This is a genomic window from Sphingomonas sp. GW821-FHT02B09 (genome assembly GCF_059421875.1).
On the sequence record NZ_JBWKVV010000001.1, the window covers coordinates 1491888 to 1517049 of the forward strand.

Annotated in this window: 26 protein-coding genes and 1 tRNA gene; 17 read left to right on the forward strand and 10 right to left on the reverse strand. The window is 68.4% G+C overall.

Going from position 1 to position 25162, the window contains the following annotated elements; translation table 11 throughout:
• Window positions 1-3: 3 nt before the first annotated feature.
• The 6 genes from AC07U4_RS06885 to rhmD all read right to left on the reverse strand — a co-directional run bounded on the left by AC07U4_RS06885 (window position 4) and on the right by rhmD (window position 7126).
• Complete coding sequence (locus tag AC07U4_RS06885; protein WP_495194874.1) at window positions 4-1998, reverse strand: TonB-dependent receptor; 1995 nt, start codon at window positions 1996-1998, stop codon at window positions 4-6.
• 134 nt (window positions 1999-2132) lie between these two features.
• The gene (locus AC07U4_RS06890) at window positions 2133-3362 is read right to left on the reverse strand and encodes a sugar MFS transporter (protein ID WP_495195024.1); all 1230 of its coding nucleotides are present in this window, start codon (window positions 3360-3362) and stop codon (window positions 2133-2135) included.
• Window positions 3362-4282, reverse strand: a complete 921-nt coding sequence (locus AC07U4_RS06895) for an amidohydrolase family protein (protein WP_495194875.1) — start codon at window positions 4280-4282, stop codon at window positions 3362-3364. The genes AC07U4_RS06890 and AC07U4_RS06895 overlap by 1 nt, the downstream gene beginning before the upstream one ends.
• Before the next feature lie 48 nt (window positions 4283-4330).
• Window positions 4331-5080, reverse strand: a complete 750-nt coding sequence (locus tag AC07U4_RS06900; RefSeq protein ID WP_038661297.1) for an SDR family NAD(P)-dependent oxidoreductase — start codon at window positions 5078-5080, stop codon at window positions 4331-4333.
• Window positions 5077-5934, reverse strand: coding sequence for a 2,4-didehydro-3-deoxy-L-rhamnonate hydrolase (locus tag AC07U4_RS06905; RefSeq protein ID WP_495194876.1), 858 nt, complete (start codon window positions 5932-5934; stop codon window positions 5077-5079). The genes AC07U4_RS06900 and AC07U4_RS06905 overlap by 4 nt, the downstream gene beginning before the upstream one ends.
• A gap of 10 nt (window positions 5935-5944) precedes the next feature.
• On the reverse strand, window positions 5945-7126 hold the full coding sequence (gene rhmD, locus AC07U4_RS06910; RefSeq protein ID WP_495194877.1) for an L-rhamnonate dehydratase: 1182 nt from the start codon (window positions 7124-7126) through the stop codon (window positions 5945-5947).
• Between the two features lie 155 nt (window positions 7127-7281).
• On the opposite strand from rhmD, the gene AC07U4_RS06915 reads away from it, so the two are divergent.
• From AC07U4_RS06915 to AC07U4_RS06940, 6 genes are all read left to right on the forward strand, one after another.
• The gene (locus AC07U4_RS06915) at window positions 7282-8022 is read left to right on the forward strand and encodes an IclR family transcriptional regulator (RefSeq protein WP_425423997.1); all 741 of its coding nucleotides are present in this window, start codon (window positions 7282-7284) and stop codon (window positions 8020-8022) included.
• Window positions 8012-8773: an L-rhamnose 1-dehydrogenase Lra1 gene (gene lra1 / locus AC07U4_RS06920; protein ID WP_038661300.1), complete on the forward strand. Its 762-nt coding sequence runs from the start codon at window positions 8012-8014 to the stop codon at window positions 8771-8773. The genes AC07U4_RS06915 and lra1 overlap by 11 nt, the downstream gene beginning before the upstream one ends.
• Entirely contained in the window at window positions 8770-9690 is a 921-nt protein-coding gene (locus tag AC07U4_RS06925; protein ID WP_038661301.1) for an alpha/beta hydrolase, read from the forward strand. Before lra1 ends, AC07U4_RS06925 begins: the two co-directional genes overlap by 4 nt.
• Window positions 9687-10829, forward strand: a complete 1143-nt coding sequence (gene lldD / locus AC07U4_RS06930; protein WP_137897432.1) for an FMN-dependent L-lactate dehydrogenase LldD — start codon at window positions 9687-9689, stop codon at window positions 10827-10829. Before AC07U4_RS06925 ends, lldD begins: the two co-directional genes overlap by 4 nt.
• Before the next feature lie 40 nt (window positions 10830-10869).
• A complete protein-coding gene (locus AC07U4_RS06935; protein WP_169742527.1) occupies window positions 10870-11514 on the forward strand; it encodes a TetR/AcrR family transcriptional regulator in 645 nt (214 codons plus the stop codon).
• Window positions 11515-11594: 80 nt separating this feature from the next.
• Window positions 11595-11936 carry a hypothetical protein gene (locus AC07U4_RS06940; RefSeq protein ID WP_495189861.1) on the forward strand — a complete coding sequence of 114 codons (342 nt, stop codon included), beginning with the start codon at window positions 11595-11597 and terminating at the stop codon, window positions 11934-11936.
• 239 nt (window positions 11937-12175) lie between these two features.
• Here AC07U4_RS06940 and AC07U4_RS06945 read toward each other — a convergent pair.
• Window positions 12176-12265: transfer RNA gene (locus tag AC07U4_RS06945), tRNA-Ser, on the reverse strand.
• 125 nt (window positions 12266-12390) lie between these two features.
• Between AC07U4_RS06945 and hspQ the strand changes: the two genes are divergently transcribed.
• The 4 genes from hspQ (at window position 12391) to AC07U4_RS06965 (ending at window position 14221) form a co-directional block, all read left to right on the forward strand.
• Window positions 12391-12771, forward strand: coding sequence for a heat shock protein HspQ (gene hspQ, locus AC07U4_RS06950; protein ID WP_038661436.1), 381 nt, complete (start codon window positions 12391-12393; stop codon window positions 12769-12771).
• 137 nt (window positions 12772-12908) lie between these two features.
• Window positions 12909-13205 carry a 50S ribosomal protein L21 gene (gene rplU / locus AC07U4_RS06955; RefSeq protein WP_017979337.1) on the forward strand — a complete coding sequence of 99 codons (297 nt, stop codon included), beginning with the start codon at window positions 12909-12911 and terminating at the stop codon, window positions 13203-13205.
• A 29-nt stretch (window positions 13206-13234) separates the two neighbouring features.
• Complete coding sequence (rpmA, locus tag AC07U4_RS06960) at window positions 13235-13504, forward strand: 50S ribosomal protein L27 (RefSeq protein WP_037534549.1); 270 nt, start codon at window positions 13235-13237, stop codon at window positions 13502-13504.
• A gap of 174 nt (window positions 13505-13678) precedes the next feature.
• Window positions 13679-14221 (forward strand): GNAT family N-acetyltransferase, encoded by a 543-nt coding sequence (locus AC07U4_RS06965; protein WP_495194878.1) that lies wholly within the window; start codon window positions 13679-13681, stop codon window positions 14219-14221.
• On the opposite strand, the gene AC07U4_RS06970 is transcribed toward AC07U4_RS06965, so the two are convergent.
• Together AC07U4_RS06970 and AC07U4_RS06975 are read right to left on the reverse strand one after the other, a co-directional pair.
• Complete coding sequence (locus AC07U4_RS06970) at window positions 14218-14874, reverse strand: YoaK family protein (RefSeq protein WP_495194879.1); 657 nt, start codon at window positions 14872-14874, stop codon at window positions 14218-14220. The two genes, AC07U4_RS06965 and AC07U4_RS06970, sit on opposite strands and share 4 nt — an antisense overlap.
• Window positions 14875-14925: 51 nt before the next feature.
• Window positions 14926-15777 carry a metal-dependent hydrolase gene (locus AC07U4_RS06975; RefSeq protein WP_495180560.1) on the reverse strand — a complete coding sequence of 284 codons (852 nt, stop codon included), beginning with the start codon at window positions 15775-15777 and terminating at the stop codon, window positions 14926-14928.
• A gap of 67 nt (window positions 15778-15844) precedes the next feature.
• On the opposite strand from AC07U4_RS06975, the gene AC07U4_RS06980 reads away from it, so the two are divergent.
• On the forward strand, window positions 15845-16429 hold the full coding sequence (locus tag AC07U4_RS06980) for a TetR family transcriptional regulator (RefSeq protein ID WP_495180771.1): 585 nt from the start codon (window positions 15845-15847) through the stop codon (window positions 16427-16429).
• Window positions 16430-16913: 484 nt separating this feature from the next.
• Here the strand turns inward: AC07U4_RS06980 and AC07U4_RS06985 are convergent, their stop codons facing one another.
• A complete protein-coding gene (locus tag AC07U4_RS06985; protein ID WP_495194880.1) occupies window positions 16914-17900 on the reverse strand; it encodes a helix-turn-helix domain-containing protein in 987 nt (328 codons plus the stop codon).
• 122 nt (window positions 17901-18022) lie between these two features.
• Here AC07U4_RS06985 and obgE point away from each other — a divergent pair, with 122 nt between their 5' ends.
• From obgE to AC07U4_RS07015, 6 genes are all read left to right on the forward strand, one after another.
• The gene (gene obgE / locus AC07U4_RS06990; RefSeq protein WP_495194881.1) at window positions 18023-19069 is read left to right on the forward strand and encodes a GTPase ObgE; all 1047 of its coding nucleotides are present in this window, start codon (window positions 18023-18025) and stop codon (window positions 19067-19069) included.
• Window positions 19070-19347: 278 nt separating this feature from the next.
• Window positions 19348-20451, forward strand: coding sequence for a glutamate 5-kinase (proB, locus tag AC07U4_RS06995; protein WP_495194882.1), 1104 nt, complete (start codon window positions 19348-19350; stop codon window positions 20449-20451).
• Window positions 20452-20641: 190 nt separating this feature from the next.
• Window positions 20642-21544 (forward strand): NAD-dependent epimerase/dehydratase family protein, encoded by a 903-nt coding sequence (locus tag AC07U4_RS07000; RefSeq protein ID WP_495194883.1) that lies wholly within the window; start codon window positions 20642-20644, stop codon window positions 21542-21544.
• A gap of 43 nt (window positions 21545-21587) precedes the next feature.
• Window positions 21588-21836 (forward strand): acyl carrier protein, encoded by a 249-nt coding sequence (locus AC07U4_RS07005; protein WP_038666809.1) that lies wholly within the window; start codon window positions 21588-21590, stop codon window positions 21834-21836.
• Window positions 21833-23095 carry a serine palmitoyltransferase gene (gene spt / locus AC07U4_RS07010; protein ID WP_495194884.1) on the forward strand — a complete coding sequence of 421 codons (1263 nt, stop codon included), beginning with the start codon at window positions 21833-21835 and terminating at the stop codon, window positions 23093-23095. The genes AC07U4_RS07005 and spt overlap by 4 nt, the downstream gene beginning before the upstream one ends.
• 144 nt (window positions 23096-23239) lie before the next feature.
• Window positions 23240-25120: an ATP-binding protein gene (locus AC07U4_RS07015; protein ID WP_495195025.1), complete on the forward strand. Its 1881-nt coding sequence runs from the start codon at window positions 23240-23242 to the stop codon at window positions 25118-25120.
• Window positions 25121-25162: the final 42 nt, after the last annotated feature.

The window sequence follows — 25162 nt, forward strand, 5'->3', positions numbered from 1 at the left end:
CGTTCAAGCGGCAGAAGGCGACGTTCTGGCCGACCGGCACGCGCTGCGCACCGACCGAATCGGGGATGCCGTCACCGTTGAAGTCGTTGCAGGGCGCGGTCGCATTCTTGAACTTGGCATCGTTGTAGGTGGCGCTGAGCCCGAGCTGGAGCTGGGTGCCGATGCGCGTCGACAGCGTACCCTCGACGCCGCGCACGCGGGCATCGCCGTTGAAGGTGAGCGCGGCATTGTTGTCGACCACGCCGTCCTTGCCCGTCGATACGGCGAGGTAGGAGTTGGTATAGGCAGGTAATTCTTGAAGTCCTGCTGGTAGAGCGCCAGCGTGAACTGCACCTTTCGGTCGGCGAACGCCCCCTTGATGCCGACTTCGTAATTGTTCGACGTTTCCGGCTTGGTGACCAGCAGGCTCTCGTCGAGCCGCGCCGTCGTGGTATTGAGGCTGCCGGGTCGATACGACCGCCCGTAGGTCGCATAGGCGGTCAGGTCGCGGCTGAATTCATGCCGGAAGCTGGCGCCGCCAGTGAGCTGACGGAAGGTCCGGTTGCGATTGTCCGGGCTGCCCCCGGAACTGACGATCGGCACCGGGCCGAGGATCGCGCCGCTCAGCGTCTGGACGAAGTCGCTGCGGACCTTCGTCTCCTGATAGCGCAGACCGACCTGCAGCTGATCCTTGCCGGTCACCTGGAAACGGTGATCGGTGAAGACGGCATAGGTATCCGACTTGCTCGGCACGAGTACGCCGACGTCGAGCTTGGGAACGAATTGCGGCGGCGTCCCGGCCGGCACGAACTGGAACAGATACTGGTCCTGTGCCACCGTCGTGTTCGAGGTGCTGTGCTCGTAATAGCCGCCGACTAGGAAGTTCCAGAATCGATTGCCCTGCGAGGTCAGGCGCAGCTCCTGCGAGATCTGCTCGTTCTTGGTCTGGAACGACTGGTTCTGCGAGAAATTGGGCAGCGATCCGCCATAAGCGATGTCGTTGACCCGGCCCTGATCGATATTCTGATACCCGCCGATGTAATTCACGGCGACGCCGCCGAGATCGAGTCCGGCGGCGAGGCTGACGATATGCCCCTTGTAATTGTAGCGGCCCGGCTTGGTCACCAGCGCGCTGCGGTCGGACGGGGTGAGCACGGGGTTCGTGGTCTGGCCCGGCAGCGTGAACAGCATCGGGCTGGTGAGCGTCCGGTTGTTCAGATACTGATAGGTCAGATCGAAATTGAGCCGCGAGGTCGGCTGGAACGCGACGCTGAGACGGCCGCTCTCGGTCTTGTCGCGATCCTGATCGCCGGTGCGCAAATTGGTGACGCCCGTCCCGATGTTGCGGTCGAACAGGCCCGCGGCGCGAACGGCAAGAACGCCGGGGATCAGCGGTACGCTGACCGCGCCCTGCGAATTGATGCCTTGCTGCGTGGTCAGCGTCTGCTGGAAATAGCCGTCGATCTCGTTGAGGTCGGCGCGCCGCGTCGCGATCGTGATCGCGCCGGAGGGCGACGTCCGGCCGCGCAGCGTCCCCTGCGGACCGCGCAACACCTCGATCTGGCCGACGTCGTACAGCGCGCGGAAGGCGCTGCTCGCGTCGAGCGGGGTCTCGTTGAAATAGATGTCGACGGTGGGCGACGTGCCCGAATTCGGATCGAAGCCGACGCCGCGCAGCGTGACCGAATTCGTCGTCGGTTCCTTCGCCGTCAGGCTGAGGCCGGGCGCGAGCTGATCGATCTCGGCGAAGCTGCGCAGGTTGAGCTTCTGGATCGTGTCGCCCTGCACGACGTCGACCGATTTGGGCACGTCCTGCAGCCGCTCGGCGCGCTTGTTGGCGGTGACGATGATGTCGCCGCTATCGCCCGGCGCGGGCGGCGTGGTCGCGGTATCGGTCGCCGACTGGGTCGCAGCAGGCGCCGGCGTGGTCGCGGAGTCCGCGGCCTGCTGCGCGAACGCAGGCGCCGTCATCAGCGCGGTGCACGATACCGACAAGATCGAAACGGTTTTCAGACGCATGATCGTCCTCCCCTAAGCGGATGGCCGCGCCTTACGTGGAACGTACCATATTGTGGGATCAGTTCTTGCAGGCTGATCTATCGAGAGTCAATATATAGTTCGGTCTCGTATCATATTATCCCGTGACGATGGGCTCAGCGCTCGTTCTCGAGCTTCGAGAAGCGCCAGCCGTAGAGGGCGACGATCGCGAACGAGACGGCCGGCAGCACGAATGCCGCGGGTGCGCCGTAGCGCTCGGCAAGCAACCCCATCGGATAGGGCAAGGCGACGCCGCCGCCGATCGCCATCACCATCGCCGACGCGCCGCGTTTGGCGCCGCGGCCGAGATCGCGGACGCCGAGCGCGAAGATGGTCGGGAACATCGTCGACATGAAGAAGAAGACGCCGATCATCGCGATCAGCGACACGCGGTCGATACCCGCGGCGACGACGAGAGACAGGACGACGTTCGCCACCGCGAACACGGTCAGCAACTGGCGCGGTCCGACACGGGCGAGCAACGCGGTCGAGGCGAACCGCCCGACCATATAGGTCATCAGCGCGAACGACAGGAGATAGGCTGCGCCGCGCGCGGTCAGCCCGTCCCAGGTCGTCACCGCGACGTTGATGAACAACGCGCCGATGCCGACCTGCGCGCCGATGTAGATCGCCTGCGTCACCACGCCGAGCACGAAGTGGCGGCGCGCGAGGATGCCGCCGCTGCGTCCGCCCTCGACGGCGTGGCTGTCTTCCGAAATCTCCGGCAGATGCGCCCGCGCCACGAAGAGCGCGAAGACGACGATCGCGACGCCGATGCCGGCATAGATCATCCGCACGTTGTCATGCGCGCCGCCCGCCGCGGCAGGACCGTCGGCGAAGAACAGCGTCCCGCCGATCAGCGGCCCGATGAACGTGCCGAGCCCGTTGAACGACTGGGCGAGGTTGAGCCGACGCGAGGCATCCTCGGGCGGGCCGAGCACCGCGACATAGCTGTCCGCGGCGGTTTCGAGACAGGCGAGGCCCGCGGCGAGCACGAACATCGACAGCACGAACGGCAGGAACGTACCCGACGCCGCCGCCGGGATGAACAGGAAGGCGCCGATCGCCGTCACCGCCAGCCCGGTGAGGATGCCAATCTTGTAGCCCGCCCGCGCCAGCCACAGCCCCGCGGGCAGGCTGACGACGAGATAGGCGCCGAAATAGGCGATCTGGAGCCACGTCGATTCGGCCGTGCCGACGTGCAGCGTGTCCTGGAAATGCTTGTTGAGCACGTCGAGCAGGCCGTAGGCCAGCCCCCAGATGAAGAAGAGGCTGATCGCGAAGGACAGCGCGACGCGCAGGGTGCGCCGCGGCACCTCCGCCGCATGGACGGGGACGGGAGGCATCACGGGCGGGTCTCCAGATCGAGATCGAGGCGGTAGAGGCGATTGGCGTTGCCGCCGAACAAGGCGCAGCGTTCAGCGCGGCTGAAATCGGCGACGATGGCATGATAGGCGGACAGATGCCGGTCGACCGTCCCGAACAATCGATCGGTCGGCAGGTCGCTGGCGAACATCACGCGGTCGGTGCCGAACAGCTCGATCGCCTCGCGGATGAGCGGGCGGACGCGATCCTCGGTCCAGTCGCGCCACGCAAAGCCCATGCCGGAGATCTTGATCGCGACGTGCGGCAGCGCCGCGAGCTGGCGGATGCCCTCCCGCCATCGGGCAAGGCCATCGGCATCGGTCAGCACCGGCATCCCCATGTGGTTGAGGAACACCGGCACGTCGTCGTGCCGCGACAGGACGGGGACGAGGCCGGCGACCTGGCCGGGATAGCATTGCAGATCGAACGACAGGCCATGTACCGCCAGTCGCGCAAAGCCGCGGCGCCATTCCGGCATCAGCGTCATATCCTGCAACGTATAGGTCCGCCGGGTCTCGGCATGCCAGTTGACGATCTGGCGGATGCCGCGGACGCGCCGCGACTGCGCCTGCTGATGCAGCGCATCGTCGACGCAGGGCGCGGTCAGGTCGGCGAAAGCGACGATAGCCGTCGGCAGACCGCCCGCATCCGCCAGCCGGTCGAGCCAGGCGGTCTCCGCCAGATCCTCGTCCGGCCGCGCGCCGGCATCGATATGGACGACGCCGGCGACGGTCCACGTGGCGGTCTCCGCCCGGTAATCGGCGGGCAGATAGGTTCGCGCGATCGCCGAGACGTCGCCGTTCGGCCCGCCGTCGCCGAACGGCGGGGCGAGCCAATCGTAGCGCAGCTGCGCGAGGTCCCAGAAATGGACGTGCGCGTCGACGAAGGGGATGTCGTTCATAATCCTCTCCCCGGGGCGCCCGGCGTTCCGGGTCACCGCGATTTCGTATCAGAAGGTCGTACGGCCGCCCGACGTGTCGAAGGTCGCCGCGGTGGTGAAGCTGCACTCTTCGGACGCCATGAAGCAGACCATCGCGGCGCTCTCGTCGACCTCGCCGAGCCGTCCCATCGGGATCCTGGAGCGCATATAGTCGACCTGGCTTTGCGGCAGCTGCGCGAGGATCGGGCTTTCGAACGTCGCCGGCGTGATCGCATTGGCGACGACGCCCTTCCCCGCCAGTTCCTTGCCGAGGCTCTTGGTTAAGCCGATCACCGCCGCCTTCGATGCCGAATAGGCCGAGGCGTTGGGATTGCCTTCCTTGCCCGCGACCGAGGCGACGTTGACGATCCGGCCATAGCCCTGCGCCAGCATCGCCGGCACGATCGTGCGGTTGCAATAGAACAGCCCGTCGACGTTGACGCTCATCACGTTCAGCCAGCTCTGCACGGGATATTCGTGCACGGGCGCGGTGGCGCCGGTGATGCCGGCGGAGCAGACGAGCACGTCAACCCTGCCCAGCGCCGCATGGCTCTCGGCGAAGGCGCCCTCCACCTCGGACAGTTCGGCGACGTTGAGCGCGGCGACATGCGTCGCGCCCACCTCGGCCGCCGCGGCCTCGAGCATGCTGGCGTTGAGATCCCACAGCGCGACCGTGCCGCCCTCGGCGACGATCCGTTTGGCGACCGCCTTGCCGAGGCCGGAGGCGCCGCCGGTGACGATCGCGGCGCGGCCGGCGAAGCGGCCGGGGAAGATCGTCATGCCGCCTCTCCCGTGCGCGGGTGCCGCCAGGCGACGACGGTCTGCGTCTGCGTGCCCAGTTTCGCGATCGACAGCGTCATCGTGTCGCCGGCCGCGAGGTAGATCGCGTCGGGCTTCTTGCCCTCGCCGACCCCGGGCGGCGTGCCGGTGATGAGCAGGTCGCCCGGCTCCAGCGTGACATATTCGCTGACGTAGGAGATCAGTTCGTCGACCGCGAAGATCATCGTCTTCGTGTTGCCGGTCTGCATCCGCACGCCGTTGACGTCGAGCGACATGGCGAGATCCTGCGGATCGCCGATCTCGTCCGGCGTCACCAGCCACGGGCCGACCGGGCAGAAGGTGTCGTGCCCCTTCCCCTTCGACCATTGCGTGCCGCGCTGCTTCTGGTTGAACCGCTCCGACACGTCGTTGACCAGCACGTAGCCGGCGACGTGATCCAGCGCCGCGGTGCGATCGACGTACCGGCAGGTCTTGCCGATCACCACGCCCAGCTCGACTTCCCAATCGCCATGCGTCGCGCCTTTCGGCAGCATCACGTCGTCGTCCGGTCCGTTCAGGCTCGACAGCGCCTTCATGAACATCATCGGCTCGGTCGGGATCGGCAGGTTCGATTCGATCGCATGATCGCGATAGTTCAGGCCGATCGCGACGATCTTGCCGATCCCGGCGAGCGGCACGCCGTAGCGCGGGTCGCCCCCGACCAGCGGCAGCGTCGCCGCGTCGACGCCGGCGAGCGTCCGCAGCGCCTCGACGGTGATGTCGGATACGATGCCCGACAGGTCACGGATGTGGCCGTCGGCGTCGACGAGACCGGGCGTCTCGTCGCCCTTGGGGCCATAGCGGCAGAGCTTCATGGGTCGATCCTCAATGGGTGTAGGGGCGGTGGAGCGGCACGGCGCGGTTCAGCTCGACGCCGAAGCCGGGCTTATCCAGGGCGCTCGCCTTGAGGCGGCCGTTGACCGGCACCGGCTCGCCGAGCAGCTGCGGCGCGAACATCGGCACGACTTCGGTCGGGCCGGGATGCATCATCAGGAATTCGGCGAACGGCGAATTGTGGCGCGTGACGACGAAGTGATAGCTGTAGACCGACGAGCCGTGCGGCACGACCATCTTGCCCTTGGCGTCTGCCAGCGCGGAGATCTTGAGCAATTCGGTGACGCCGCCGCACCAGCCGACATCGGGCTGGATGATGTCGCAACAGTCCATCTCCAGCAGCATGCGGAAGCCCCAGCGGGTCGCCTCATGCTCGCCGGTGGTGACCAGCATCCCCTTGGGGACGTTGCGCTTCAGCTCGGCATAGCCCCAATAATCGTCGGGGCTGATCGCCTCCTCGATCCATTTGAGGCCATGGTCATGGCAGGCGATGGCGAGGCGGGTGGCGTAATCGACGTCGAGCGCCATCCAGCAATCGTACATCAGCCAGAAATCGGGGCCGACCTTCTCACGCATGTCGGCGAGCAGGGCGACGTTCTTGTGCAGTCCCTCCAGCCCCTCGGCCGGACCATGGTGCAGCGGCAGCTTGCCGCCGATGAAGCCCAGCTCCTTGGCGACATCGGGGCGCGCGCCGGTGGCATAGAATTGCAGCTCGTCGCGCACCGCGCCGCCGAGCAGTTGATAGACCGGCTCCTGCCGCAGCTTGCCGAGCAGGTCCCACAGCGCGAGGTCGACGCCCGAGATGGCGTTGATGACCAGCCCCTTGCGCCCGTAATATTGGGTCGAGAAGTACATCTGGTCCCAGATCTTCTCGTAGTCGGCCGGGTTGCGGCCTTCGAGAAAGCGCGCGAGATGCTTCTCGACGATATAGCAGGCAGGCTCGCCGCCGGTGGTCACCGCGAAGCCGATCGTGCCGTCGTCCGCCTCGATCTCGACCACCAGCGTGCCGAGCACGTTGATCCCGAAGCTCTGCCGCGATTGGCGGTATTCGGGATAGCGCGCCATCGGCGTCGCGATGTGATCGTCGATCCAGTGGCCCTCCCCCTGGTCGTGATAGTCCGCGCCACCGCCGCGCACGACAAATGCCCGCACGTGCTTGATCTTCGCCAGCATGATTCCTCTCCTGCGTTGCCCCTCGCATACCTAAAGGATACGACTACGTACAATAAATATTTTCCACATGATGAAACATGGTGTAAGCCCGTGGGATGGAACCGGAGAGAAACGCGGCCCAGCCCCAGACCGGGGCGGGCGGCAGCCAGACCTTGATGCGGGGCCTCGACGTGGTCGAGGCGGTCGCGCGCGGCGCGACGACGCTGACGCCGATGGCGGCGCAGCTCGGGCTCAGTCGCAGCACGACGCATCGCCTCGCCTCCTCGCTGGTGGAGCGCGGCTATCTCGCGTTCACGCCGCGTGCCGGCTATCGGCTCGGGCCGAAGCTGCTCGAACTGGGACAGCTTGCGCACGAGCAGGCGGACATCGTCCAGGTCGCGCGGCCGCATCTCGAGGAGCTGTCCGCCAGGACCGAGGATACGGTGCATTTCGGCGTGCTCGACGGCGACCGCGCGCTCTACCTCGACAAGATGCCCGGCCGGCGCCGCATCACGATCTCGTCGCGGATCGGCGACCGGCAGCCGCTCACCTCGACCGGGCTCGGCAAGGCGCTGATGATCGACCGGCCCGCCGCCTTCTGGATCGCGCAGCTCGACGCCGATGCGCGCGACGGCGGCCTGCCGGTCGATCGCGACCTGTGGCTGGCGCGGATGCGCGACTATGCCGCGACCGGCTGCGCCTTCGACCTCGAGGAGAACGAAGACCAGATCCGCTGCGTCGCCGCGCCGGTGCGCGATGCCGGCGGGGCGATCGTCGGCGCGCTCAGCGTGTCGAGCGCCGCACAATATATGAACGACGCGCGCATGCGGGATCTGGCCGATCTGGTCGTCACGACCGCGCACGACATCAGCCGGGACCTCGGATGGTCCGACAAGGAGAGCCCCATTGTTGCTTGAAGGGAAGACGGTCCTCATCACCGGCGGGTCGTCGGGGATCGGCGCCGCCGCCGCGGTCGAGGCGGCCCGTCAGGGTGCCGATGTCGCGATCAACTATATCGGCGCGGATGCAGGCGCGCACGACGTCGTCGCCCGCATCGAGGCGCTCGGGCGTCGCGGCGTCGCGTTGAAGGGCGACGTCGCCGAGCCCGATACCGCGACGGCGTTCGTCGGCCGGGCCGCGGATGCGCTGGGCCGGGTCGACGTCTTCGTGTCCAACGCCGGCATCTGTCCGTTCCATGCGTTTCTCGACATGCCGGCCGCGACGTTCGAGCGGACCATGGCGGTCAACCTGCACGGCGCCTTCTATATGGTGCAGGCCGCCGCCAACCGGATGGTCGCGCAGGGCGGTGGCGGCGCGATCGTCGCCGTTTCGTCGATATCGGCGCTGGTCGGGGGCGAATATCAGACGCATTACACGCCGACCAAGGCGGGCGTGCATTCGCTGATGCAATCCGCCGCGATCGCGCTCGGCCGGTACGGCATCCGCTGCAATTCGGTCCTGCCGGGCACGATCCTCACCGAGATCAACCGCGACGATCTGGCGGATACCGGCAAGCGCGAGCGGATGGCGGCGCGGGTTCCGCTCGGCCGGCTCGGCGAACCCGAGGATCTCGCCGGTCCGATCGTCTTCCTCGCTTCCGACATGGCGCGCTACGTCACCGGCGCGGCGCTGCTCGTCGACGGCGGCGCCTATGTGAACCTGCAATGATCGGCAGACCGATGCGCGCCGCCGCCCTTCTGGCCCTCCTCCTCGCGCCGCTCGCGGCTCCCGCGCAGACCGTGCCGCCGTCGCTGCCCGTCCCCGCGGAATTCGCGACCGCATTGCCGCTCCGCACCGGCGATGTGCCGAACGGCAACGGTCCCGAACAGTGGAACGGCAAGCCGGGGGCGATGTCGGTCCGGAACACCGTGTCGGCGAGTCTGGTGCCGGTGCTCCCCGATGTCGGCAAGCGCACCGGCGCCGCGGTGGTGATCGCCCCGGGCGGCGGCTTCATGACGCTGTCCTGGGACCACGAGGGGATGGAGGTCGCCCGGGTCATGGCCGATCATGGCATCGCCGCCTTCGTCCTGAAATACCGCGTCGACCCGACGCCGCGCGACCCGGCCGGCTTTGGTCGCGCGATGTCGGCGCGGATGACGAACTGGATCGGCAAGCCCGGCGAGGGACTGAAGATCACGACGCCGTCCTATGCCGTCGCCGACGGCATCGCCGCGCTGCGCCTGGTGCGCGCGCGCGCGGGCGAATGGGGAATAGATCCGACGCGGGTCGGCATGATCGGCTTCTCGGCCGGCGCGCGGACGACGCTGGGGGTCACGCTTCAGGCGGCGCCCGCCGATCGGCCCGCCTTCATCGCGCCGATCTACCCGCCGATGGAGCGGATCGCGGTACCCGCCGATGCGCCGCCGATGTTCGTGGCGATGGCGACCGACGATCCGCTGTCCGGTCGCGCCGGCTACGGTCTGCTCGAAAGCTGGGCCGCGGCACGCCGTCCGTTCGAATTCCATGCCTATCAACGCAGTGGACATGGCTTCGGATTGGGCGTCAAGGGCACCACGACGCAAGGCTGGATCGACGGGCTGTTGCGCTGGATCACGTTCAACGGCTTCCTGAAGGCAAGACCATGAAGGCTGCATCGGCTCTCGACTACCGCGACCTCGCGCGCCGCAAGCTCCCGCATTTCCTGTTCGAATATATCGACGGCGGCTCCTATGCCGAGGTGACGTTGCGGCGGAACATCGCGGATCTCGAGGCGATCGCCTTGCGGCAGCGGATCCTCACCGACGTTTCGGCGCTCGACCTGACGACCGAATTGTTCGGGCAGAATCTCGCCATGCCCATCGCGCTGGCGCCGATCGGCCTCGCGGGCCTCAACGCGCGACGGGGCGAGGTCCAGGCGGCGCGCGCGGCAAGCAAGGCGGGGATACCCTTCTGCCTGTCGACGGTCTCCGCCTGCCCGATCGCCGAGGTCGCGGCCGGCACCGATGCGCCCTTCTGGTTCCAGCTCTATATGATCCGCGATCGCGGCTTCATGCGCGACCTGATGGCACAGGCGAAGGACGCGGGCTGCTCCGCGCTGATCTTCACCGTCGACATGCCCGTCCCCGGGTCGCGCTATCGCGACTATCGATCGGGGCTGGCGGGGGCGTCGGGGTTCATGGGGTCCGCCCGGCGCACCGTCCAGGCAATGCTGCGGCCGGCCTGGGCCTATGACGTCGGCGTCCGCGGGCGGCCGCATCAGCTCGGCAACGTCGCCCCCGTGCTCGGCAAGAACACCGGTCTCGAAGACTTCTTCGCGTGGATGCGCAACAATTTCGATCCGACGGTCTCGTGGCGCGACCTCGAGTTCATCCGGGAGAGCTGGGACGGGCCGCTCGTCATCAAGGGCATTCTCGACGTGGAGGATGCGCGCGCCGCGGCGACGCTCGGGGCGGACGGGATCGTCGTGTCCAATCATGGCGGGCGCCAGCTCGATGGCGTCCCGTCGACCGCCGCGGCATTGCCGATCATCGCCGATGCGGTGCGGGATCGGCTGACGGTATTGGCGGATGGCGGCATCCGCTCCGGCCTGGACGTCGTCCGCATGCTCGCGCTCGGTGCGCACGGCGTGCTGCTCGGCCGCGCCTGGGTCTACGCGCTGGCCGCGGCCGGCGAAAAGGGCGTCACCCACATGTTGCAGCTCATGGAAGCGGAGATGCGCGTGGCCATGGCGCTGACCGCGCGCACGACGATCGCCTCGCTCGACCGCAGCGCGCTGGTCCGCTGACGGCTTGGTATCGCGGGGCCAGTCTTATATGGGCGACGCCATGACCAAGGCTGCTCCGACATTCGTACCCCGCCGCGGCCGGCCGACGGCCAAGCAGGTCGAGGCGATCGACAATGCGCTGATCGCCACCGCGCGTCGCCATTTTCTGGAAAACGGCTTCGATGCCGTCGCGATGGAAGCGATCGCCTTCGAACTCGGCGTGTCCAAGACGACGCTATACGGTCGCTTCCCCTCGAAGGAGGCGCTGTTCCACGCGATCGTCGAGGATGCGGTCGCGCGATGGTCGGCGGAGGCGTCCGAGGCCGATAGCGAACTGACCGACGACATCGACCAGCGGCTGCGCCACCATGTCCGCGTCATCGCCCGGTCGCACGACAATCCCGAAGTGCAGGCGTTCCAGCGGATCATCGTTTCGACCGCCGGCCGCTTTCCGGAACTCGCCAAATCGATGCACGACGTCGGCTCGCTCTATATCATCAACCTGATCGCTCGGGACATCCGCGACGCCGCCGCAAGAGACGGCATTCCCGCGCGCGATCCGGAAAGCATCGCCACGCGCATCGTCGCGTCGATGACGGGCTGGTATCTCCAGCAAAGCCTGATCCGGACCGTCAGCAACGCGGAATTCGACGCTTACGGCGAGCGGACGGTGGACATCATCATGGCCGCCCGCGCGATCTGGTGACCGGCCAGTCATTGACATAGATACGGTACCGTACGATATAACTGTTGGCAGCCCCGACGCTGCGTGATGAGAGGATATCTATGCGTACGTTGATGGCAGCTGCCGCCCTTCTTCTGGCCCCCGCGACGCTCGTGAACGCGCAGGCCGCCAAGCCGCCCGCCGCGTCCGCGACCGCGACGGCGGCCCATTATTCGACGTCGACGACCGAGATTGGTACGCTGCTCGACGATCCGGCCGCCAAGGCCGTGATCGAGAAGCACGTCCCGGGGATGACGACCAACGACCAGATCGACATGGCGCGGGCGATGACGCTGAAGGACATCCAGCAATATTCGCCCGATGCGGTGACCGACAAGGTGCTGGCAGCGATCGACGCCGACTTCGCGAAACTGCCCGCCAAGCCGGCCGCAGCGGCGAAGTAATGCCTGACCCTTATCCGATGCCATGGGCTGCCGAGACATCATCGGCAGCCTTTTTTTGCGCCTGCTGATCCGCTCGGGCAGTATCGACCGCCCGGTGGCCGACGCCTCGCCAGCGACCGCGCAGCAGGCGTCATTGGCGATCTACGCGCAACGCCATCCGAATGGGTGTTCCGGTATTTGCCCCGGTTAGCCGGACAGGCCCCGTGGATCGGGAAATGTCTCGTATCGTCAGCGGTAAGTGGCGGAGAGGGAGGGATTCGAACCCTCGGTGCCCGCAAAGGCACGCCGCATTTCGAGTGCGGTACAATCGACCACTCTGCCACCTCTCCGCAGAAGACGTTTCGAGGCGCGAGGGCCTGATCGGTCGGTCGAGGGCGCGCCTCTAACGGGTTCGTTTTGCGCTGGCAAGCACCCTTGCGCTTGTGCGGCGCAGAAAGACCCCTAGATTGCGCTCATGCCTCGTCACGATCCTACCGGTGTGCTGCCCTTCGGCGACATCGATGTCCCCGCGATCGCCCATGCCCGCTTTTCGATTGGCGACGTGGTCCGTCACCGCCTGTTCGACTTCCGCGGCGTGATCTTCGACGTCGATCCGGTCTTTTCCAATACCGACGAATGGTATGAGGCGATTCCGGAGAGCGTGCGCCCGACCAAGGAGCAGCCGTTCTACCATCTGCTCGCCGAGAATATGGAATCGAGCTACATCGCTTATGTCAGCCAGCAGAATCTGGTCGCCGACGAAAGCGACGAGCCGATCGATCATCCGGCGATCGCCGGCCTGTTCACCGATTTCGCCGACGGCCGCTACGCCCTGCGCCGCGAACATCGCCACTGAGTCGAGCGGAATCGCCGGCGGACCGCAGAATCGCGGCGCCGGTGGTTGACAGCGCCCCGCGTTTTCCTTAGCTGCCACCGCTCATCCCGCCGGGCCTTCCCGAGTGGGCATATGTTTTTTGGGAAGTGACTAAAGCCATGTTCGCAGTCGTGCGCACGGGCGGCAAGCAGTATCGCGTCGCCGCCGGAGACAAGATCGTCGTCGAGAAGCTGGACGGCGAAGCCGGCGCATCGATCACGCTGGGTGACGTCCTGCTCGCGGGCGAAGGCTCGGAGCTGAAGAGCGTCGAGGGCCTCACCGTCGCCGCCGAGATCGTCGCGCAGGCGAAGGGCGAGAAGGTCATCGTCTTCAAGAAGCGCCGCCGTCACAATTATCGCCGCAAGAACGGCCATCGCCAGAACCACACGATCCTCAAGATCGTCTCGGTCGGCTGAGCCACAAGCGCGAACAGGAGTAGAGCAGCATGGCACATAAGAAAGCAGGCGGTTCGTCGCGCAACGGTCGCGATTCGGCCGGTCGTCGCCTCGGCGTGAAGAAGTTCGGTGGTCAGGAAGCGATCGCCGGCAACATCCTCGTGCGTCAGCGCGGCACCAAATTCTATCCGGGCGCCAATGTCGGCATCGGCAAGGATCACACCCTTTTCGCGCTCGTCGACGGCCGCGTGGCATTCCACGAGGGCAAGCTCGGCCGTAAATTCTGCTCGGTGCAGATTATGGCGGAAGCCGCCGAATAACATCGGGTGACCAGCCGGGTTGCCCACCAGGGTGACCCGGTCGCACCGCCCAGGCGGTGCCAACCAAATCAGGGAGGCGGGTCACCCCGGCTCCCTTTTTTCTTGCTCCCCAACCTTTTGTCCCTGCCGCGTCACAGGCGCGTGGCATGGGCGCGGCCGAGGAGAGAGCGAGAAATGTTCGCCAGGACCAAGAGATTGACGCTGCGGCCGGCATGGCCGGAGGATGCCGCGGCGCTGGCGCAGGCGATCGGGCATGACGCGGTCATCCGGATGCTGCTGCGCGTCCCCCACCCCTATCGCCTCGCCGATGCCGAGGCGTTCTGCGCCGCGCCGCGTGCGCATGACGAGGCGCGCTTCGTGATCGTCGCGCATGACCGCGGCGCGCCGGCGCTGATCGGCGGGATCGGCATCTCGGAGCATGAAGGCGCGCCCAACCTCGGCTATTGGCTGACGCCGTCGGCCTGGGGACGCGGCTATGCGACAGAGGCGGGGCGTGCGGTGATCGACATGGCGCGCCACGCGCTGCCGCTGCGCCGCCTCGACGCCTGGCATTTCGCCGACAATCCCGCCTCGGGCGCGGTGCTGCGCAAGCTCGGCTTCCGCGCCACCGGCCGGACCGCGACGCGGCACTCGCCGGCCCGGGCCGAGGCGGCGGCGACGCTCAGCTACGAGCTCGACCTCGTCGACCGATGCGAGCCGATGCCGATCGCCGCTTAGGCTCTCACCGCGACGCGATCGGCCGGACCGAGCAGCGCCGCATAGACCGTCAGCAGCGCCGCGACCCCGGCCGCCGCGGTGATGCTGACGGTACCGAGTCGCGGATAGACGAGCGCGCCGAGCACCGCGCCCCCGACGAGGCCGCACCACAGCAACAGATAGGGCAGCCACGCCCAGCGCGGCCCGCCCATCATCGCCGCCGCCAGCCGCTGCGCGAACTTGACCAGCGCCCCGGTCATATAGGTGACGCCGACGCTGACCTCGCCATCGTGCTGGAACAAGGTGTTGGCCATCCCCATCGCCGCGGCGAGCAAAGCGGTGGTGGCGCCGACCGACACCCGGCCGTCGGTCGCCGCGGCACCGGCGAGCAGCAGCGTGACGCCGATCAATGCCGCCGGCTTGCGGCGCGCCCCGGCGGCGACGGTGACGATCGTGCCCGCCACCACCCCGCCGACGAAAGCGGCGATCAGCCCCGCCGCGACTCCGGCGACGGGCAGTCCCAGCGCCAGCCCGACCGCGAGTCGCGTCGAATTGCCGCTCATGAACGAGACGAACAGCCCGCCCAGCTTGAGAAATCCGATCGCGTCGACATAACCGGCGAGCCCGGCCATCGCCGCACCCAGGAGCCAGAACCTTTTGCCGTATCGCGTCATGCCGCGACCCTAGCGCGTTTCACGGCAGCGTTTGAAGCCCGTCGTGGCGCATCACGCCGGGCGCGGCAGCACCGCCGCCTCGTAATCGCTCTCCGCCAGCCCGATCAACGCGCGGTCGTCATGCTTCCAGGGATGGAAACCGGGCAGGAAATAGGCCGCCCAGACCCCGGCGACCTTGCGCGCCATCCCGGGGTTGCCGAACGCATACCAGAACAGCCGCGCCCACACCTTCGGCCCGGTCATTCCGTCCTGCCGCAGCAATTCGAGCATGCCGCGCGTCCGCCCGGTGAAGAACCGCCAGGTGGTGATCAGCATCACCATCGACTTGACCCGCCAGCGCGTGAAACGCGGCCAGTCCTTGGTCGCATGCAGCCAGGTGTCGTAGGCGACGCCCTTGTGCTCGATCTCCTCGGCGGCGTGCCACAACCACAGCGCCTTGGCCTGTTCCTCGCCGCCGGCGAGATGCCGGGGATTGGCGATTAGCTCGTGCGCCAGCATCGCGGTGAAATGTTCGAGCGCGGTGGTCGCGGCGAGGCTGGCGATCGGCGGCCGCCCTTTGGTCAGCGCGAGCGCGTCGTCGACGTCCTTGTCGAGCCGGCGCACGTCATAGCCCTGATCGGTGACATGGCGGTTGAACGCGACATGCTCGCGCGTGTGCATCACCTCCTGCTTGATGAAGGCGTTGATCTCGCCGGTCAGCTTGGGCGGGGTGCCGTCGCGGAACTTGCGCACGCTGTCGACGAAATAGCCCTCGCCCTTGGGAAAGGTGACCGAGAGCGCATTGTAGAAGGCGGTCGCGACCGGATCGTCGTTGAGCCACCAGCGGCCCATGCGCGTGCCCCGGCCGAAGCGGCGGTCGCGCGGGGTGATGACCAGATCGTCGGGCGTGGTTGCTTTCGCCATGGAAACCTCCAACACAGGACTCGCGTCCTCATACTGACATTCATGTAAATAGGCCTCCGCTGTGTCGATCGCAACCCTCCGCAAACGCCTGTCCCCCGCCGACGCCCGCGAGGCGGCGCTCGCCGCCGCGCAGGCGCTGCTGATCGAGGCCGGCCCGCAGGCGGTGACGCTCAAGGCGGTCGGCGGCCGGATCGGGCGGACCCACGCCAATCTGCTCCACCATTTCGGCTCGGCCGAGGGGCTGCAGCTGGCGCTGATCGCGCGGATGACGAGCGACATCACCGCGACGATCCGCGATGCGCTGCTCCTCGATCGGCCGGCGGAGCCCGACCCGCGTCGGATCGTCGATCTGGTGTTCGACGCCTTCGACGGCGGTGGCGCCGGCGCGCTGGCGAGCTGGATGATCCTCACCGGCAACCGCGACGCGCTCGATCCCATCCTCTCCGCGGTGCGCGCGCTGGTCGAGGACCTCGCCGCCGGGGTCGAACCCGCCTGCCGCCCGATCCAGGACGAAACGCTGCATCTGGTGCTGATGGCGCTGGGCGACGCGCTGCTCGGGGCGCCGATGGCACGCGCATTGGGCCTGCCGCGCGACCGGGCGCGTGCGCTTGCCGCGACGATGCTCGCCGCGCCGCTCGCGGCGGACGGCTGAGCCATCGCCAATGTCGCGTGGCACGGCGTCAATGCCGCCGCCCCTGCACCGCCGCGGCACGAGCCGGTAGGACGGCGGCACGAGGGGCTGGCGGCCGCGATTGCGTGATATATCGCGCGCTCGACCGCCGATCACCCGCACGACGCCAAGGCCGGTCGGACGGCCGATGGCGCCGACTCGGACAAGCGAAGGCGGCGGCCGCAGCAAGGCACGCTGCCACGGGTGGAGGATGCACGGATAGGCGGATGCTCCAGGCATCTGCCTGACGGTGCCGTCGATCGGTATCGCGATGGGGGTCGCGACGCCGGTCGGCGGTTACCGCTGTCCATGACCGATCGCCATGCATCGGTGCCACGACGTCCCACACCTTCGATCCGTCACCCCGGACTTGATCCGGGGTCCCGCTTCATCCCTTTGCGCGTGCCGATCAGAAGAAGCGGGACCCCGGGTCGAGCCCGGGGTGACGGACGAACGTCGTTTCCGCCTAGCTCCCCGTATGCCGCGCGCGATAGTCGCCCGGCGTGATGCCATAGACCTCGCGGAACGCCCGGCCGAGATAGGCGGCATCGCAAAAGCCCCATCGCTCCGCGAGCATCGCGATCGTCTGCCGGTCCCCCGCCGTGCGCAGGCTTTCGGCGATCCTCGCCAGCCGGCGGGTGCGGATATAGGCCTGCACCCCGCCCTCCTCCTGCAACAGCCGGTACAACGTCGAGCGCGACACGCCGAGCGCGCGGCTGAGCCGCGTCGTGTTGAGCGACGGCGAGCCCAGGTGCCGCTCGATCGTCTCGCGCAGTTCGAACGACAGGCCGCGCTCATGCTGTTCGGTATCGGCCGGTGCGGTGCCGAGGCTGGCGGAGAGCGCGATGGTGAACAGATCGAGCACGGTCTGCGCCAGCGCCGGGCCGCTGGTCACCGGCAGATGATGCGCGGTGTCGCGCAACGTCGCGAGATGCGAGACGAGCAGCGCCGCCTGCTCCGGCGCGATGACATGGCCGTGCAGGCTGCGCACCGTCGCCGGCAGCAGCCGCTCCGCCATCGCGCGTGGCAGCGTGAAGCCGGTGCTGACCGATGCCTCCGATCCATGCGCCTGCGTCTGCGCGAGGTCGGCCAGCACGATCGATCCGCCCGGCGCGACGAGATCGCGGCCGGCCATGTCGCCGCGCGCGCCGCCGTGGTGCCGAACGTTGACGACCAGATCGTCGCTTCGGTCGCGCGCGATCGTGTCGCTCCGCCGCACCCAGTCCTGCGCGGTGATCCGCGCCTGCCCGATGCCGATCGTGCCGAGATCGAGCCAGTCCATCGCGACGGTGAAGGGTTCGTGCGGCGTCGTGTCGAACCGCGTCGACAGGCCGGCGATATCGGCGTCGCGCCAGCAGGCATAGCGCTCGCTCGCCGGCAGCCCGTCCGCACTGAAGACACGCTGCCACGCCAGTCGTTCGGCGGCCGGATCGGCCCGGGAATCGCGCGGCATCGTCACCCGCCGGATCTTAGCGCCCGCCGAAATCGCCGTACACTGCTCTTGTCGCACGCGATCGGCGATGGCGCCGCCGCCGCGGGGGTGGCCGTTCGCGCGGGGCACGCTAAAGAGGCGGCATGCATTTTCTCGACCAGGCCAAGATCTACGTCCGCTCCGGCTCGGGCGGCCCCGGCGCCGTCAGCTTCCGACGTGAAAAATTCATCGAATATGGCGGCCCCGACGGCGGCAACGGCGGCAAGGGCGGCGACATCATCTTCGAGGCGGTGGCCGGCCTCAATACGCTGATCGACTTCCGCTACACCCAGCATTTCCGCGCGCCGCGCGGCTCGGGCGGCTCGGGCAGCAACCGCACCGGCGGCGGGGGCGACGACCTCGTCATCAAGGTCCCGGTCGGCACGCAGGTGCTGTCCGAGGACAAGGACGAGGTGCTGCTCGACTTCACCCATGTCGGCCAGCGCGAGATGTTCCTGCGCGGCGGCGACGGCGGCCGTGGCAACGCCAGCTACAAGACCTCGACCAACCGCGCGCCGCGCCAGCACGGCACCGGCTGGCCCGAGCAGGAGGCGTGGGTCTGGCTGCGGCTCAAGCTGCTCGCCGACGCCGGGCTCGTCGGCCTGCCCAATGCCGGCAAATCGACCTTCATCAACGCGGTGACCAATGCGCAGGCGAAGGTCGGCGCCTATGCCTTCACCACGACGCGGCCGCAGCTCGGCGTCGTCCGCCACCACGGCCGCGAGTTCGTCGTCGCCGACATTCCCGGCCTGATCGAAGGCGCCGCCGACGGTGCCGGGATCGGCGACCGGTTCCTCGGCCATATCGAACGCTGCCGCGTGCTGCTGCATCTGGTCGACGCCAATGACGACGACGTCGCCGAAAGCTATCGCATCGTCCGCGACGAGCTGGAGGCCTATGGCGGCGGGCTGGTCGACAAGCCGCATATCGTCGCGCTCAACAAGATCGACATGCTCGACGAGGAACTGATCGAGGCGCTGTCCGCCGAACTGGCGGAGGAAAGCGGCACCGACGTCATCCCGCTGTCGGGCGCCGCCGGCACCGGCGTCGACTGGGTGCTCGACAAATTGCTCGAGGCGATCGACCCGGCGCCCGATACGGTGCCGGACAGCGACGAGGGCGAGGACGAGATCACCTGGTCGCCGGTGTGAGGCGATGCGCCCGTTCGTCTGAATCGCTACAGCGATGGGGCTCGATCGATAGCACCCCGGGACCGTCACCCCGGACTCGTTCCGGGGTCCACCGTACCGCAAGCGTGCGCTCTCGCCTCGAGCCCCCTCCTCGCCGCGGAGTGGACCCCGGAACGAGTCCGGGGTGACGAGGGAGTGTGGAAAGGGCGACGACAACCAAGCGGCCATATCTATCGGCCCTGCGTCGACAGGTAACCGAGGACTTATGCTGTCGGTCATCCCTCGCTAGACCCCACCCCATGCCCCTCTTCCCGCCCGCCTCCTGCCCGCGCCTGATCGTCAAGGTCGGCTCCGCCCTGCTCGTCGCCCCCGATGGCGCGGTACGGCGGGACTGGCTTGCGACGCTGGTCGCCGACATCGCCGCGCGCGTCCGCGACGGCCAGCAGGTCGCGATCGTCTCGTCGGGTGCGATCGCGCTCGGCGCGCGGCGACTCGGGCTCGCCAAGGGCGGCCGCGCCAGCCTCGAGGACGCGCAGGCCGCCGCCGCGACCGGCCAGATCGCGCTCAGCCAGACCTGGGCGGAGCTGCTCGGCAACCACGGCCTCACCGCCGCGCAGATGCTGGTGACGCTCGACGATCTCGAGGACCGCCGCCGCTATCTCAACGCCGCCGCGACGCTGGGCCGGCTGCTCGGGCTCGGCGTGGTGCCGGTCATCAACGAGAACGACAGCGTCGCCACTGAAGAGATCCGCTTCGGCGACAACGACCGGCTCGCCGCGCGCGTCGCGCAGGCGGCGGGGGCGCAGGGCGTCGTGCTGCTGTCCGACGTCGACGGCCTCTACGACGCCAACCCGCACACCAATCCGGCGGCACGGCATATCGCACGGGTCGAGCGGATCGACGCGGTCGCGGGCATGGCCGATGCCGGATCGGCGTCGGGCATGGGATCGGGCGGCATGGTGTCGAAGATCGCCGCGGCACGGATCGCCACCGGTGCCGGCGCGCATCTCGCCATCGCCAGCGGACGGCTGGATCACCCGCTCGCCGGGGCGCAGCGGCATACTTTGTTCGTCGCCGAACGCGCCGCACCGGCGCGCAAGGCGTGGCTGGCGGGCGGGCTGACCGCCCGCGGCCGCATCCACGTCGATGCCGGCGCGGCGCGCGCGCTGGTTGCAGGCGGCAGCCTGCTCGCCGCCGGCGCGACGCGGGTCGAGGGCGCGTTCGGCCGCGGCGATCTGGTGACGATCGAGGGGCCGGACGGCACGATCGCGCGCGGCCTGTCGGAATATGCGGCGGACGAGGCGCTGCGTCTGCTCGGCACGCGCTCGGAAGATCAGGCGGTGATCTTGGGGTACGCGCCCCGCGCCGCACTGGTCCACCGCAACCATCTGGCGCTGCTGTGAGATCGCCAGCCTCTTCGAGAGGCCGACCGGTGGCCCGACCATTCCAGTGTTCCTGCGAAAGCAGGAACCCAGGGCCAAGCAGACGACCGCTGTCCGTCTTCGAAACCCCTGGGCTCCTGCTTTCGCAGGAGCACAAATCGTCCTTTGTAGAGGTCGCGAGCATTACCGGCGCGATCGCAGGAGCCGCTTCATGACCACCCTCGCCATCACCGGCGCGACGGGGTTCGTCGGCGGCGCCCTCCTCGATCGGGCGCTCGCCGCCGGCCATCACGTCCGCGCGCTCACCCGCCGGCCGCAACCCGGCCGCAATGGCGTCATCTGGATCGAAGGCGCGCTCGACCGGCCCGACAGCCTCGCCGCGCTCGCCGATGGCGCGGACGCGATCGTCCATGTCGCCGGCGTGGTGAACGCGCCCGACCGCACCGGCTTCGTCGCCGGCAATATCGACGGCACGCGCGCCATGCTCGCCGCCGCGACCGCCGCCGGCGTCCGCCGCTTCGTCCACGTCTCGTCGCTGTCCGCACGCGAACCCGCGCTGTCCAACTACGGCTGGTCCAAGGCGGAGGCCGAATCGCTGGTCGAGGCCAGCCCCCTCGCGTGGAGCATCGTCCGCCCGAGCGGCGTCTATGGCCCCGGCGACATGGAGATGCGCGACCTGTTCCGCGCCGCGAAGCTCGGCCTCGCGCTGCTGCCGCCGCGCGGCAAGGTGTCGCTGGTCGCGGTCGACGATCTCGCCCGCCTGTTGCTGACGCTCGCCACGCGCGACCTGCCGCCCGCGCTCTACGAGGTCGACGACGGTCACGTGCTCACCCATGACGAGATGGCGCAGGCGATCGGCCGCGCGGTCGGCCGGAGCCACGTGCTCGCGGTGCACCTGCCCAGGGCGATCCTCCATCTCGGTGCGAAGCTCGACAGGGGCCTGCGCGGATCGGCCGCCAAACTCACCGCCGATCGCGCGAACTATCTCGCCCACCCGGACTGGACCGCCCGCCCTGCGCTGCGCCCGCCGGCCGATCTGTGGACGCCGTCCGTCGCCCCGGAGGCAGGCCTCGCCGCAACCGCGCGATGGTATCGCGCCAACGGATTGCTATAGCGCCGCAACCCTGCCGTATTTGGCCGCCATCCAGGATAGTATGATGACCGACCGCACCCAGATCCTCGACACGATCAAGGCCCAGATCGAACCGTTCAACAAGAAAGGCGTCGCGCTGACCGAGGCGACCACCTTCCAGGGCGATCTGGAGTGGGACAGCCTGACCGTGATGGACTTCGTCGCGGCGATCGAGGACGAGTTCGAGATCATCATCACGATGAACATGCAGGCGGAGATCGAGACGGTCGGCCAGCTCGCCGATGCCGTCGCCAAGCTGAAGGGCGACGCATGACCGAGACCGGCCTGCAGTCCGAAACGCTCGACCTCGACCCCGCCCCGGTCGCGCCCGAGCGCGACCTGATGAGCAAGTTCGATTCGCTCATCGCCGAGCGCAAGGCGCTGATCGACACCGGCGTCACCGATCCGTTCGCGATCGTGATGGAACAGGTGAAGAGCCCGACCGAGGCGGTGATCGCCGGCCGCGACACGATCCTGCTCGGCACCTACAATTACATGGGAATGACGTTCGACCCCGACGTCATCGCCGCCGGCCATGCCGCGCTCGACCGGTTCGGCTCGGGCACCAACGGCAGCCGCATGCTCAACGGCACCTTCCGCGACCATATGGAAGCGGAACAGGCGCTGCGCGACTTCTACGGTACGACCGGCGCGATCGTCTTCTCGACCGGCTATATGGCCAATCTCGGCATGATCTCGACGCTCGTCGGCAAGGGCGAATATGTCATCCTCGACGCCGACAGCCACGCCTCGATCTACGACGGCTGCAAGCAGGGCAATGCCGAGATCGTCCGCTTTCGCCACAACAGCGTCGAGGATCTCGACAAAAGGCTCGGCCGCCTGCCCAAGGAGGCGGGCAAGCTCGTCGTGCTGGAAGGCGTCTATTCGATGCTCGGCGACGTCGCGCCGCTCAGGGAGATGGTCGCGGTCGCGAAGAAGCACGATGCGATGGTGCTGAGCGACGAGGCGCATTCGATGGGCTTCTACGGCCCCAACGGCCGCGGCGTGTACGAGGATCAGGGGCTTGAGGCGGACGTCGACTTCGTCGTCGGCACCTTCTCGAAATCGGTCGGCACCGTCGGCGGTTTCTGCGTGTCGAACCATCCGAAGTTCGAGGCGATCCGCCTCGCCTGCCGCGCCTATATCTTCACCGCCTCGCTGCCGCCGTCGGTCGTCGCGACCGCCGCGGCGTCGATCCGCAAGCTGATGACCGCGCACGACAAGCGCGCGCAGCTCTGGGCGAACGCCCGCCAGCTCCACGGCGGCCTCAAGGCGATGGGCTTCAGGCTCGGCACCGAGGCCCCCGACAGCGCGATCGTCGCGGTGATCCTCGATGACCAGGAACAGGCGGTGACGATGTGGCAGGGGCTGCTGCACGGTGGCGTCTACGTCAACATGGCGCGCCCGCCGGCGACCCCCGCCGGCACCTTCCTGCTGCGCTGCTCGCTGTGCGCCGAACATAGCGCAGCGCAGCTCGACGCGGTGCTCGCCGCCTTCCGCGCCGCGGGGCAGGCCGTGGGCGCGATCGGCTGAGCCTGCCGCGGCGCACGCCGCGGCGGCTTTCCACGCGGCGGGAAACGGACTAGCCTCACGCCCGTGACTCGCAACGACGCCGAAACGGTCTCCGTAGGGACCCTGGAGGGCGACGCGACCTGGCGGACGATCACGCTCGTCGTGATGGGTCTGCTCGGCGCGGCGGTGCTCGTCGCGCTCATCGTGACGCTGGGCGAGGCCAACCGCCAGCGCGACCGCGCGTTGCAGGCGCAGGCGCACAGCTACGACGTGATGATCCTCGCCCGCACCGTGTCGGGCACGATCGCCCGCTCCGAGGCGTCGCTCGGCCGCTACGTCATCAGCGGCAAGGCCGAGAAGGAGCTGGGCCAGCTCTATTACGACCAATGGCGCCTCGCCGGAACGCAGCTCGGCCGGCTCGAACGGCTGACCGTCGACACGCCGGAGCAGAGCGCCCGCGTCCGCCGCCTGCGCGCCGCCTACGAACGGCGCGGCGAGGAGCTGTCGCTGACCGCGCTCAGCACCACCTACGGCCAGAACAGCCAGGCGCTCGCCCGTTATTACAAGGCGCGCCAGTCGCCGACGCTGACCGCGATCGACACGACGCTCGACCAGATCATCACCCGCGAACGCGCCCTGCTCGACCAGCGCACCGCCGACGCGATGCGCACCGTCGACCGGTCGAGCCGCATCGCGACGGTGCTGGCGATCTTCGGCGTGCTCATCGTCGTCGGCGCGCTGGTGCTCGGCTGGTTCACGCTGCACGCGGTCGGCGAGCGCGCCCTTGCCCGCGCCGAGGCGGAGGAGGAACGCGAGCGCGCCGAGGAACTCGCCGCTGCGGTGACCAAGGCGACCGACGAATTGCGCGTGCAGGAGGCGAAGGTCCGCCAGATCCACAAGATGGACGCGGTCGGCCAGCTGACCGGCGGCATCGCCCACGATTTCAATAATATGCTCGCGGTCGTCCTCGGCGGGCTCGAACTGGCAAGGCGCGCGGTCGGCCATGATCCGGCGACGGTGGCGCGGCATCTCGACAATGCGACCGACGGCGCCAATCGCGCCGCGGCGCTGACCCGGCGGCTGCTCGCCTTCAGCCGCGAGGAATCGCTCAAGCCCGAACCGATCGCCGCGGCGGCTTTGGTGTCGGGCATGTCCGAGCTGATCGACCGCACGCTCGGCGATGCGATCACCGTCGTCGTCCGCGACGATGCGCGCGGCTGGCAGGTCCATGCCGATCGTGTGCAGCTCGAAAATGCGGTGCTCAACCTCGCGGTCAACGCACGCGACGCGATGAACGGTCGCGGCCGGCTGGTCATCGCGACCGGCGCGACGTCGCTCGCCGACGATCATGTCGACGATTGCTGCGCCGGCGATTACGTCACGCTCGCGGTCACCGATACCGGCACCGGCATGACGCCCGAGGTGCTCGAACGCGTCTACGAACCCTTCTTCACCACCAAGGCGGCGGGCAAGGGCACCGGCCTCGGCCTCAGCCAGATCTTCGGCCTCGTGCGGCAGTTGCGCGGTGGCATCGCGATCGAGACCGCGCCCGGATGCGGCACCACCGTCACCCTCTATCTGCCGCGCGACACCAGCGCCGGCACCGCCGCGCCCGCCGCGGTCGTCGCGCCGGTCACCGTCGCGCCGCTCGCCGAGGCGCTGCGCGTGCTCGTCGTCGAGGACGATCCGCGCGTGCTCGCCGCGACGATGATGGCGCTGGAGGAGCTGGGCCATCGCGCCATCGCCTGCGACGCGCCGCTCAAGGCGCCGGCGCTGCTCGCCGGCAACGACGACATCGATCTCATCATCTCGGACGTGCTGATGCCGGGGCAGACCGGGCCGGAGATGATCGCCGCCCTCGCCCCGCATTACCCGCATATCGCCGTGCTGTTCGTCACCGGCTTCGCCGGCGAGGCGAATGCGAGCGAATTCGGCCGTCATCCGGTGCTCCGCAAGCCGTTCACGCTCAGCGGGCTGGAGCGCGCGATCGGCAAGGCGATGGCGACCGAACGCCCCGCCCCGCCGCAGCAGATAGCCGCCGAATGAGCCACGGGAATTTTAGCTGACGTTGCCGACACCCGCGCCTAT